The sequence below is a fragment of the Deltaproteobacteria bacterium genome, from assembly GCA_021737785.1.
GTDB lineage: Bacteria > Desulfobacterota > DSM-4660 > Desulfatiglandales > Desulfatiglandaceae > AUK324.
The window spans coordinates 13,962-26,137 of record JAIPDI010000014.1; the positions used below are offsets into that span (position 1 = coordinate 13,962).

Annotated in this window: 10 protein-coding genes; 9 read left to right on the plus strand and 1 reads right to left on the minus strand. The window is 55.3% G+C overall.

Features of this window, described 5'->3' with window-relative positions; genetic code table 11:
* Window positions 1-102: 102 nt before the first annotated feature.
* Window positions 103-1,401: a (Fe-S)-binding protein gene (locus tag K9N21_08740; GenBank protein MCF8143991.1), complete on the minus strand. Its 1,299-nt coding sequence runs from the start codon at window positions 1,399-1,401 to the stop codon at window positions 103-105.
* Window positions 1,402-1,766: 365 nt separating this feature from the next.
* On the opposite strand from K9N21_08740, the gene K9N21_08745 reads away from it, so the two are divergent.
* The 9 genes from K9N21_08745 (at window position 1,767) to K9N21_08785 (ending at window position 12,143) form a co-directional block, all read left to right on the plus strand.
* Entirely contained in the window at window positions 1,767-2,930 is a 1,164-nt protein-coding gene (locus K9N21_08745; GenBank protein ID MCF8143992.1) for an acyl-CoA dehydrogenase family protein, read from the plus strand.
* A gap of 124 nt (window positions 2,931-3,054) precedes the next feature.
* Window positions 3,055-4,788 carry a glutaconyl-CoA decarboxylase subunit alpha gene (locus K9N21_08750; protein MCF8143993.1) on the plus strand — a complete coding sequence of 578 codons (1,734 nt, stop codon included), beginning with the start codon at window positions 3,055-3,057 and terminating at the stop codon, window positions 4,786-4,788.
* 410 nt (window positions 4,789-5,198) lie between these two features.
* Window positions 5,199-5,543, plus strand: coding sequence for a metalloregulator ArsR/SmtB family transcription factor (locus K9N21_08755; protein MCF8143994.1), 345 nt, complete (start codon window positions 5,199-5,201; stop codon window positions 5,541-5,543).
* Window positions 5,544-5,567: 24 nt separating this feature from the next.
* A complete protein-coding gene (locus tag K9N21_08760) occupies window positions 5,568-5,744 on the plus strand; it encodes a hypothetical protein (protein MCF8143995.1) in 177 nt (58 codons plus the stop codon).
* A gap of 12 nt (window positions 5,745-5,756) precedes the next feature.
* Window positions 5,757-6,059, plus strand: a complete 303-nt coding sequence (locus tag K9N21_08765) for a hypothetical protein (protein ID MCF8143996.1) — start codon at window positions 5,757-5,759, stop codon at window positions 6,057-6,059.
* A 148-nt stretch (window positions 6,060-6,207) separates the two neighbouring features.
* Entirely contained in the window at window positions 6,208-6,408 is a 201-nt protein-coding gene (locus tag K9N21_08770; protein MCF8143997.1) for a DsrE family protein, read from the plus strand.
* A 479-nt stretch (window positions 6,409-6,887) separates the two neighbouring features.
* A complete protein-coding gene (locus K9N21_08775; GenBank protein ID MCF8143998.1) occupies window positions 6,888-8,390 on the plus strand; it encodes an AMP-binding protein in 1,503 nt (500 codons plus the stop codon).
* Window positions 8,391-8,582: 192 nt separating this feature from the next.
* A complete protein-coding gene (locus tag K9N21_08780; GenBank protein MCF8143999.1) occupies window positions 8,583-10,328 on the plus strand; it encodes a HAMP domain-containing protein in 1,746 nt (581 codons plus the stop codon).
* Window positions 10,329-10,715: 387 nt separating this feature from the next.
* Complete coding sequence (locus K9N21_08785; protein ID MCF8144000.1) at window positions 10,716-12,143, plus strand: TolC family protein; 1,428 nt, start codon at window positions 10,716-10,718, stop codon at window positions 12,141-12,143.
* Window positions 12,144-12,176 lie beyond the last annotated feature (33 nt).

The following is a 12,176-nucleotide window of genomic DNA, read 5'->3' on the forward strand; positions in this document are numbered from 1 at the left end:
AGAACACCGGGAGAAGGTCAACTCAGAAAAGCCAAACGAAAAAGCCCCCTGTTTTCACAGGGGGCTTTTCTATTGCAATAGGATTATCCTTCAGGAATACGCCTACATTTCTTCGTCCAGATCGATCTCGTCCCTTTCGTACTGGGCGTCTCTCAGCTCATTGGCCTTCTGGATCTCTTCCTCGGTCCACGGTTCGATGATCAGGGAATCCGCCACCAGTTCCCAAAGATACTTGGTCTCGATTCCAAGACCATATTCTTTGGTAAGCGCCTTCATAATCTGGTCCCGGCAGTTGTGACAGGGGGCGATGACCATCTTGGCCCCGGTGTCCATGATCTGTTTGGCCTTGACCCGGCCGTAGTATATCCTCTCAGCATCATAGGGCATAGCCCAGGCCCCACCCCCGGCCCCGCAGCAGAAATTGTTCATCCGGTTGGGGTGCATCTCCACGTAATTTTCACAACACTGCTGGGTGACCCACCTCGGTTCTTCGAAAAAGGCCTCTCCAAAGGCCTTCATGCTTTTTCGACCGTAGTTGCAGGGATCGTGTACCGTGGTCAGCTCCTCATGGATGGATTTATCGACCTTGATCCTTCCGGTCTCGATGTATTCTTTCAGCAGCTCATGCACTGAAACCACTCTGTATTTCTCAAAAACCTCTGGGAACCACGTTTGCAGACTAAGCCTAGTCGCATAGTAGGCGTGGCCTCACTCGGGCAGGAGTAGCGTCTTGCACTCCAATTCCTCCAGATGTTTGACAATCCTGCCGGTGATTTCCCTCATGGACTCATCATCGCCGGAAAAAAGGCCCCAGTTGACCCCTTCCCAATTCGTCGAGGTGGTGGTCCAGCTCTCCCTGGCGGCGTAGAAGATGCGCCACCAGAACTTCATGTCATCGGGTTCCCCAAAAGGTTCTTTGGAATTGACGGTCACCAGTATATTGGCACCCTTCTGATCCACCGGGGCATAGAAACCGGGGAATCCTTCGTCCTCAGACATCTCCTTGGACAAATCGGCCAGCAGAAAGAGGAAATCGTCTTTGGGAATCCCGAGATTGTTCCCCCTCTCCAGGCACATGACCACGCCCTTGTGGATCGGTCCGGGGACCTTGTCCCGCTCTCTGAGGGTCCTTGCGCGGCGCATCATCTTCAGGATCTCCACGCCCTGGGGACAGGCATATTCGCAGCGGCCGCACAGGGTGCAGATCCACGGGAACCGTGAATCGATCAGCTCCTGGTCGAGACCCAGCGCCGCCATGCGAACAGCCTTCCTCGGGTCCATGCCGTCCACGCCGGTTACGGGACAGCCTCCCGCGCAGGTGCCGCAGGCGAAGCAGACGTCGGCCCATTCCGGGGCAACCCGCAGCTTGCTCTCTTTACGATTGATGGTTAGCGGTTCCATTCATTAACCTCCTCCGTTTATCTTCGAATCCATAGGTAAGTTTCGATCCCCGTCTTTGTAAGCCGTTATTAAATAAATGTCAATGAGTAAAATCAAAAAAAGGCCATCCCCATTCTTCCTCCGACTTTCCGTTCCCTTTACGGCCCCACCTTCTTTTTCGCACCCTCTCACCTTCTCACCCTCTCATGCCCTTCCCCTCCGCCCTCCCCACTGAACGGTCTGCCATATAGTTAAAATGTAGCTACAATGTGAATAAAGTTGTTGCCATTCAGGGTCTCATGCGATATATATTATGGCTTTAGCGTTTTCAGTTGGTATCCTGTTGAGATGAATGTCATTTTCATAAATTGAAGGAGGTTACACCGATGGAATTTGGCTTGAGTGAAGAGCTGCAGATGCTCCGCGATATGGCGCGCGATTTTGCCGCTGAAAAGATCGCGCCCCACGCGGATGAATGGGATGAGGCCCACTATTACCCCTATGAGGAAGTGATCAAACCGATGGGCGAGCTGGGATTTTTCGGCACCGTCATCCCGGAGCAATACGGCGGAAATGAAATGGGCTGGCTGGCGGCCATGATCCTCACCGAAGAGATGGCCAAGGCATCCAGCTCCGTAAGGGTGCAGATCAATATGCAGGCCCTTGGCTGCGCCTTTACCATTTTCAGGTACGGAACGGACGAACTGAAAGAAAGATATATTCCCAAGCTGGTGACCGCTGAATACGTGGGCGGATTCGGCATCACCGAACCCAATGCCGGTTCGGATGTCATGGCCCTGAAGTCCACGGCCCAGGACAAGGGGGATCACTGGCTTTTGAACGGCTCCAAGACCTGGATATCCAACGCCAGCGCAGCGGACGTCATTATCTACTATGCCTACACGGACAGGGAGGCCAGGGGAAAGGGGCTTTCCGCCTTTGTGGTGGAGCCCAAGAATTTCAACGGGGTGACGACCACCGACTTGGACAAGCTGGGCACCCGGTCCACGCCCACCGGGGAGATCTATCTCGAAGACACAAAGGTGCCCAAGGAAAATATCCTGGGAAAGCCCGGGGACGGGTCCAAAATCGTCTTCGGTTCCCTGAACCAGTCACGGCTTTCGGCCGCGGCCGGGGGCGTCGGTCTTGCCCAGGCGTGCCTCGACACGGTGACCGCCTACTGCCAGGAGAGGGAACAGTTCGGGCAATCCATCGGCAAGTTCCAGATGAACCAGGACATGATCGCCCAGGTGGCCTCCGAAATCGAGGCGGCGCGGCTGATGGTGTACAAGGCGGCATGGCAAAAGGATCAGGGCAATCTGGGAAACACCCTGGAGGTGGCCCATGCCAAGTATCTGGCGGGTGAGATCGCGGCCAAGGCCACCCAGATGGCCATGCGTATCATGGGCGCCTACGGCTATTCCACGGAATACCCGGTGGCCAGATTCTACCGGGACGCGCCCCCTTACTACATGGTGGAGGGTTCCGCCAATATCTGCAAGTGGATTATCGCCCTGGACCAGTTGGGCATCCGAAAGGCCAACCGGTAGGGAAATAGAGATTCAGGGATTGAGGAATTGAGGAATTCCGGAATTGGCCATTGCACTATAAGAACTTTAGTCACTTCGCTCACTTTAGGCACTTCCCGGATTTACCCGGGTATTGGAGGAATAGATGAGACCCTATTTTGAAAAGATGACACCTTTGGGGAAACCCCTTACAGATAAACAGAAGACCGATTCCGAGGAAAATGTCCTTGAAATCAAAAAGGTGGAAGAGGCGGTAGGCGAGGCCGTGGAGGCGGTGAAAAACGCCGGAATTCCGGCCGAAATCATAAAGAAACGCGGCCAGCTGACCGTGTGGGAGCGGATCGAATATCTCATCGATCCCGGGACCTGGTGCCCGCTCCATACCCTGTATAACCCGCAGTTTAACGAGGAGGGCACCACCGGCGTTATTGACGGACTGGCCAAGATCAACGGCAAATGGGCCGTGGTCATCGGTTTTGACAACAAGGTGATGGCAGGGGCCTGGATCAGCGGACAGGCCGACAATCAACTGCGGGTGACGGACATGGCCAAACGGCTTCATGTCCCCCTGGTGTGGATCGTCAACTGCAGCGGCGTTAAACTGCCGGAGCAGCAGGAGGTTTATGCAAACCGGCGGGGAAACGGCACCACCTTCTTCCGTCATGCCGAACTGGAAAAGGTGGGGGTGCCGGTACTGGCCGGCATCTATGGCACCAACCCGGCCGGCGGCGGGTATCAGGGGATCAGCCCCACCATTCTTCTGGCGCATAAGGATGCCAATATCGCCGTGGGCGGCGGCGGGATCGTGAGCGGGATGAGTCCCAAGGGATCTTTTGATGAAGACGGGGCCGAGCAGTTGATCGAGGCGACACGCCATTTCAAAGAGGTGCCGCCGGGCAGCGTTCCCATCCACTACAATGAGACCGGCTTCTTCAAAGAGGTCTATGATACGGAAGAAGGGGTCCTGGATGCCCTGAAAAAATACATGGACATGGTCCCGGCCTACCACCCCGACTTCTTCCGGGTGGCCGAGCCCAAGGCGCCCAAATTCTCAGGGGAGGATATCAATCATATCGTCGCCTTCAACCAGAAGCGGAGCTACAACTTCGATGAGATGCTTGCCCGTCTCTTTGACAACAGCGAGCACATGGAGTTCAGGCCCGGCTACGGTCCCGAGGTCTATACCGGCCTGGCCAAGATCAATGGGTTCCTTATGGGATTTATCGGGAACCGTCAGGGATTCTTAGGGGCCAAATATCCTGAATACGCCCCCTATCCGGGTGTCGGCGGCAAGCTGTACCGCCAGGGTCTCATCAAGATGAATGAATTCGTCACCCTCTGCGGCCGGGACCGGGTCCCGATCGTATGGTTTCAGGATACTTCGGGCATCGATGTGGGGGATATTGCGGAGAAGGCGGAACTCCTGGGTTTGGGCCAGTCCCTCATATACTCCATCGAGCAGACAGATGTGCCCCAGATATGTATCATTTTGAGGAAGGGGACCGCGGCGGCCCACTATATTATGGGAGGCCCCACGGCCAATAATCATAACGCCTTTACATTAGGAACCCCCACCACGGAGATCTACGTCATGCACGGCGAGACCGCGGCCGCGGCCTCATTCGCCAGGCGGCTGGTCAAGGAAAAGGATGCGGGACGGCCTCTCGGGCCGGTCATCGACAAGATGAACGCCCTGGCAAAGGAGTATTACGACAACTCACGGCCCATCTACTGCGCCAAGAGGGGGTATGTGGACGAGATCGTGTCTTTTCCGCGAATAAGGGACTACCTGGTGGTTTTTGCAGGCTGCGCCTATCAGAATCCGACATCCATCTGCCCCCATCACCACATGATGCTCCCGAGGATTATCAAGGGATAATGGGGAGTTAGCCGTAACTATCAGATGGGGCCTTCAGGCAGGGAAATCGGCCTGGGGCCCCTCCCTTCACTCAGGGTGGCCTGTCCATCTATTCCCGGGCTTTTTCCAACTTCTTCCTTCTCCCCATGATCTTATCGCGGGTGATCTCGGCCCCTCCCGTCAAGTTTCCTGGAATCTTCTCTCAATCAGGCAAAGCGCATTGAAACATGCTCGACGGCAATTCTTATTTTGGAAAATTTCCCTTGTGGGAGCGGCTTTCCCCGCTAAAGACGGGATCTGCGACCAGTCCCGCCTACGGGCGGGATGGCAAGATGCCACTCACACAGCATTTCGACTCCAGGTCCACTTCATAATGAGTATTGCTGCAGGCTGGAATTTTCTGTTGACACAGTCGGGATTATTACATAAACATACATTTATATCGTGCTTTATCGTGTGAGGAATCCGAGGTGGAACCTGAGCAACTTCAGCAAGTGGCCTTTTTGGCCAAAAGTCTTTCGGACGTAAATCGTCTCCGGATACTCCATTGTATCAGCGGCGAACAGAAGTCGGTCTCGGCCATTGTGGAAGAACTGGGCCTGTCCCAGCCGCTGGTATCACACCATCTGAAGGAACTCAAACACTCCCTCCTGGTCACTGTTGAGCGGCAGGGTCCGTTTATTTATTACGAGCTGGCGGATCAACGAATCTTACAAATCGTCGAGATGTTGATTCAGGTGGCAAACGATCTGATATCCGGCCGAAAGATGTTTTGAACAAACGGAGGTGAACCAAACGACATGGTGGAAATCCGAAAAATACTGGCTGATATGGCTCCGGAAGAGGCCCTTTCAGAAATCAGCGCCATCCTGCAGGAACTATTTTCCAGTCTGGATGATGAAACAAAAATGGATTTTTTGTCCAAACTTTTTGGGGCGCCCGGCACGGATAAGGTTTCCAGCATGGTTCACTTGTGACTGGCTGAATGCATGGGCGAAGGTGTCGACCCGACGGAGATGTGTCAAAGCCTGGTGGATAAGGTGGCCCGGTCCACACAACTCACCGCCATCGCAGAGCCGGAGCTGCTGGTCCTTTTCGAGGACTGGCTGGAAGAGCTGGAGGCCGAGGCTATCCTGGCCGTCAATGACGGTCATGCCCGGGATACCACGGAACTGGCCCGTAGACTGAAGGTCTCTTCTAAGGGGGCCAATTTCCTGCTTTCAAAACTCAGTAGAGAGGGAAAGATAGATGTGCTGCATGCACGATCGGACACAGGTGGCAAATCCATATGAAAGGCCTAAACCCCATGTCTCTCCTGTGTCCTCTGTGGGAGACCCGACTTCTCACGAGATCTTCAATGTCAGGGAGCGGCGGGCGCGATTCCGGCAGAATAGCATGCCATCCTGATGAAACGTCATATAAAGAGGAGGAACAAATAGTATGAAAGTCCTGTTTATCATCACGACCGACGATGGAGAAACCATCTACAATGCCATGCGGCTGGCCAATGTGGGCGTTGAAAAGGGCGACGAGGTGAGTGTGTTCATGCTGGGCAAAGGGGTAACCTACGAGAAGAGCGGGAGTGAGGAATTCAATGTCATGGGTCAGATGGAGAAATTCGAAGGCGATTTCTATGTCTGAGGGGTCTGCATGAAATCCCACGGTCTTGTGGGATCCGCCAGTTGCCCCATCGGTTGGATGGATGATCTTTATGAGCTCTCAATGGAGGCCGATAAGGTACTCACCTTTTAACTCTGGGCTTCCAGATTTCAGACCTGCCGGTTTCAGGAAAAACACAAACAACAGCCCCCACCGAAACCTTGACTCTGGATCCCGCTGAGCGGGACCCCGGCCTTGGTTGCGGCCGTTAGCCCTTGTTAAAGAGCTTCTTCACAGACAGGAAAAAGGCCTGAAGGTCAATGTGGGCACGGGCCGCATGAGGCGAAAAGTATATCCCGGAAAGAAGTCTTACTCTACCCAGATCATGACTCCGCTTACCAAATGAATTGACCGTTGGCCTTACCTTCTCGCTGACATAAGCAAAGCACTGAAACCCTGAACCTGTAACCCGGCCATTATTGGGTTGCGGGCATAGCTCGTTTTGGGTAAGATATGTGGTTATGAAACGTGAAGGATCAATAGAGAGTTCAAGACCTTTCCCCGGCAATCTCAGCATGTTGCTCGATGTATGCAGGGAACAAAACCCCGAAAGAGACGGGATCGGTACGCCTGAGAAGATGCTGACCTTTGCCGAATACCACGACAAGGTCTGTCGCCTGGCCTGTGGACTGAGAAGGTTCGGGGTGCAACGAAAGGACCGGGTGATCCTTTCTTCCCTTGCCCCGTTGGGCTATGCCCTCGTGTCTCTGGCGGTCTTCCGGCTTGGCGCGGTCCTCGTCCCGGTGAACCCGCGAATGGGGCCGTATGAACTGGCCCACATCCTCTCTGAGACGCGACCCCGGCTTGTGGTGTGCAATGCCGTCATGATTCCGACCATCCTGAAGGCCTGCGAACTTGTCAGGGAAGCCCCCTCCCCTTCCCTCATTACACTTGATGAAAAGGTCCCCTCTACCCCGGTTGTGGAAGAGATTGCCCTTTCCGAGCCCCTGTGCCGTTGCGAAAAAATGGCAGCGGACGAGACTGCCATGATTGTATTCACCGCCGCCATGGAGGGATATCCATTAGGGGCGCAACTGACCCACGGGTCTCTTTATTACGACAGTATTGCCTTTGCCCGACAATCCTTCCGGGAAAGCGGCGCCGACTCAGAGATCCTGTTCTCCCTCCTCCCCCTGTTTCATTCTTATGGGTTCACCAACGGCTTTCTGGTCCCCCTGGTCGGCGCTGTCACCTGTCTCTTATTGGGGACTTCCATTCGGGGAAGGACGGTGGTGGACCTCATGGCCCGCTACAGACCCACCCAGATCATCTCGGTGCCCGCCATATTTCACGGATTGCTGAAGCCCTTATCCGAGAAACCCGGGTTCCTGGCCGGGATTCGAAATCTGACCAGCGGCGGCATAGGGATTTCGAAAAAACTCCTGGATCTGTACGAAGAGAAACTCGGATTGATCATCAGCGAGGGCTATGGTCTGACAGAGGCCTCCCCGGTGGTGACCTGGAACGGCCTCGACAGGCCGCCCAAGTTCGGAACCGTGGGTCCTCCCCTCTCCTGCTGTCAGGTGAAGATCGTGTCCGATGGCGGGGAGGAAGTCCCCCCGGGAGATGAGGGGGAAGTTTTGGTGAAGGGCTCAAATCTCTTTTCCGGATATCTCGGCCGGCCGGAGCATACCCAAAAGTCCTTTGTGGACGGCTGGTTCAAAACCGGCGACCTTGGGCGTCTCGATGACGAAAGTTATCTGACCATAACCGGCCTCAAAAAGGATATGATCAATGTCTTCGGGTTGAAGGCATATCCGAGGGAGATCGAAAGACTCCTTGGAAACCATCCGGATATTGCGTCCGCCCGCATCCGGGGGGAATGGCATCATCGGTATGGCGAGATCGTAGCCGGCGACATCCATTTGAAACCTGGACGGACCATGTCCGAGAGGTCTTTCTTCGACTGGTGCCGGCACCATATATCTCCATACAAGATCCCCCGCACCATCCGGATTCATTAGCACGTGCCCCAGTGGCTGCAGAGCTGAGGCCGACGGCGCTTAGGACCTGTGCAGCTAGACCTCACCATTGCGAACACTCGGATAATATGGGGAGCGGGGGTCTTTTTTTTCCCCACGGCCTGACCTCACAGGTCGGGATCAAAACCATGAATGGCCGACGTTGAATTTCAGCGCGCAACAGATGAAAACACCATGAAAATCAAAAGCCTTCGACAACGCATTGGGCTCCTTCTCCTCCTGCCGGTGGGCCTGCTCCTGTTCCTTATCGGGTTTTTCGGGTTTATGTACATGAAAGAAACCCTTTTAGACCAGTGGAGAGACGCCTCCATCGCCAAACTTGAGCGGGCGGCCCATCAGATCGATATGAGGCTGGATCGGGTCATCAACTGGATTCAGATGTTCCATGAGGCATCTGAAAGCCGTGGCGGGCCGATGATTGAGGATTGGGTTCTCACCCAGCTCAGGGACATGAAAGGCGTGGCCCAGGTTGAATTGACATGGAATGAGGCGGGCAATGCCTTGCAGACCATGCCCATGCACGGGGGCAGACGGGCCATGGGTGGGTCCGGAGTGATGGGTTCTCAAGGGGCCAGGGGTCTGGAGGTGACGTCTCCCCGCTACGATGCCGCTATCGGGGAGGACACGGTGGATCTCATATCCGGCATCAAGGACGAGTCCGGAAACGATCTGGGCAGACTGACGATTTCCCTGAACTTTGATTATCTCCTTGCGGGAATCAAAGGCCTGGCCTGGTGGCAGACCGATCAGGCATGCCTCATAGAAAACTCCGGCAGATACATCGCTCACACCGAGGCCCTGATGGAAGGACGAATGGAGCTTGGGGGAACCCAGGACCCCTTTGAGACGGCCTTGCTCAGGGAAATTCAGAAAAACCCTTATGGTACGTTTCTGGGGCGCGGACACCCGCCGGATCGGGTGGCCGGGTATTACAATCTCCAGAATGCGCCCTGGATCATTGTCCTGTTTGCCCCGGGCAAGGAGGTCCTGTCGCCCATCGTCCGGCTCCGCGCCTATTTTTTTGTGGGAGTGCTCTGTACCGTATGCGTCATCCTGTTACTGATCCACTGGGTGGTGGGAAGGATGGTCCATTCGTTTGCCGAGATCTCCGATGCCTCCACAAGGGTGGCCAGGGGGGATTATGGACAACCCATCCCCGTACACAGCGCAGACGAGATTGGACAATTGACCCGAAGCTTCAACACCATGGTGGAAGGCTTGAAAGAAAGGGATTTTGTTGCCAACACATTCGGGCGGTACGTGGATCAGGAGATCGCCCAAAAGCTGATGAAAATCCCGGCCGCGTCAAGGCTGGGCGGCGACAAACGGGAAGTGGCCATCCTTATGTCGGATATCCGGGGATTTACACCCATGGCCGAAGCCATGAGGCCCGATAGCATCATCCATTTTCTGAACCGGTATTTTTCTCGGTTGATTCAGGTCATTCAGAAACACAATGGAATCATTGTGGATTTCTTCGGGGACAGCATCCTGGTCTTTTTTGATCCCCTGGAAGGGCCTGTTGAACCGGTGATCCGCAAGAGTGTGACATGTGCATTTGACATGCAGGATGCCATGAGAAGGTTTAATACGGAGATGAAACAGGAAGGATTCCCCGAAGTTCTCACGGGTATTGGGATTAATGCGGGAGAAGTGGTGGTGGGCAACGTGGGCTCGGAAACCCGGGCCAAGTACGGGATCGTGGGCTCGGCCGTGAATATGACCCAGAGGATCCAATCAAAGGCCGAAGGAGGAGAAGTGGTGGTTTCTGAATCGGTCTACCAGCGTATTTCCGGAGAGATGGACATAAAGACCTCTCGATCGTTTACCGTGCCCCTGAAAGGGATAAAGGCCCACACCCGGCTTTATGCGGTGGACAATAAAGCGCCTGTAAAGGAGGGCATGACCGACACCTGCTGAAACCCGCATCGCCCCGATGCGGCAAAAGGTTCCGCTCTATTGATTGACCTGATCGGTGATATAGCGTATAATTTATTATTGCCCATGAGAGGGAATGCATCATGCGATTGTTCATTTGTATGGCTTTCTGTGCGTGCATGACGGCATGCGCACCGCCCATAGACGTGAAGATCCCCGAGGACCACCCGGCCAATCCGCAGGCGAGTCTCTCCCCTCCAGGACCGGCAGCGGATTATATCTATCATCTTCCCTCTCCCCCTCCCTTGATCCAATCGACTGATACCACGGACCGGATGCCTACGGGAAAAAAAGACCCCTCAGACAGCTCCGAAGGCCCATCTCATCCCCACGAAGAGGACATGAAGCAGAAAAAGCGCGGAGCACCCCATGAACATTAGGACGTCAATCCTCATAGGCATAGTGTCCGCGGCCATGGTGTTTTTATTCAGCGGGTGCGCCACCACTGATCCGAAAAAACCCTTTGCCGGATTAAAAGAGGAGATCAAGGCCCGCACCGGTACGGAAATCGAGTGGCAACGGTCCCTCGAGGCCAGGAGGCATGCGTCTCAACGAATCCGGTCCATGTTAAGAGATGACCTCACCCTGGAAGAGGCCATCGCCATCGGTCTGGCGAACAACCGCCGCATACAGGGCCTCTACCAGGAGCTTGGCGTGGCCCAGGCAGGGGTGGTGCAATCACAACTGCTGGACAATCCCCATGTGGGCTTTGCGTATCTGGGGAGTTCTTCCAACCTCTACAAGCTGGAGCTGGAGGCCGTCACCAACATCCTCAGCCTGTTTCTCATCCCCCTTCGGCAGGCGCTTGCCGAGGCCCAACTGGCGCGCGCCCATCACCGGATTGCAGGCCTGGTCCTGGCGCACCTCTTTGACATCCGAAGGGCTTATGTGATGGTACAGGCCCATCAGCAGGCCTACCGTCTCCTCGAGCGCGTCCTCTTGTCCTCAGAGGCGGCACATGAAATGGCAGAACGGTTGCGGGATGCCGGCAACATGACACGTCTGGAACTCCTCTCCCGAAGATCCCTGGCGGAAGAGGACCGGCTTGCCTTGTCCTCGGCCTCCCTTGCTGTTTTCGAAAGCCGTGAGCGATTGAATCGCCTGATGGGTCTCTGGGGAGAAGACATTGCCTGGACAGTGAAGGCGGATCTGCCCGCGGTCCCGATGGATTATCCGGACCTTCAAGAAGTGGAAAAGCGGGCCGTGGAGGCCAGCCTGGATATGGCCCTTGCAAAGAGCCGATTGACGGCCGGCGCACGGGAGCTGGGAATCACCAATGTGACCTCCATCCTTCCTGAATTTGAGATGGGGGCTGCGTTTGAACGGGAAGAAGACGGCATGTGGTTCGGAGGACCGGCCTTTGCCCTCCAATTGCCGATCTTTGACCCGGGCCATGCCAAACGGAGCAAGGCCCGGGCCATTGTGGAGCGACACTGGGAGGAATTTACCGCATTATCCGTGGAGGTGCGCTCGCAGGCCCGCGAGGCCTTCCGCCGGCTGGAAGTGGCCCGGGAACAGGCCCTTTATTATGAAAAATCCTTCTTGCCCCTTAGACAAGCCATTACCCAACAGGCCCAACGCCGCTACAACGGCATGTTTCTGGGGGTGTTTGACCTCCTCATGATCAAGCGGATGGAGATCCGGGCATCATTGGGCTATATTGACGCACTGAAAACCTACTGGATGGCCCAAAGTGACATGGAGGAGCTATTGGCCGGGAAGCTCCCTCCGCATTCGACGGACATGAGGATGATCCTCCCTGTGTCAGGCGGATCCATGGGCCAAGGGGGTCACTAATGCAGAATCGAAAGCCCGGACGCGCAAACACAT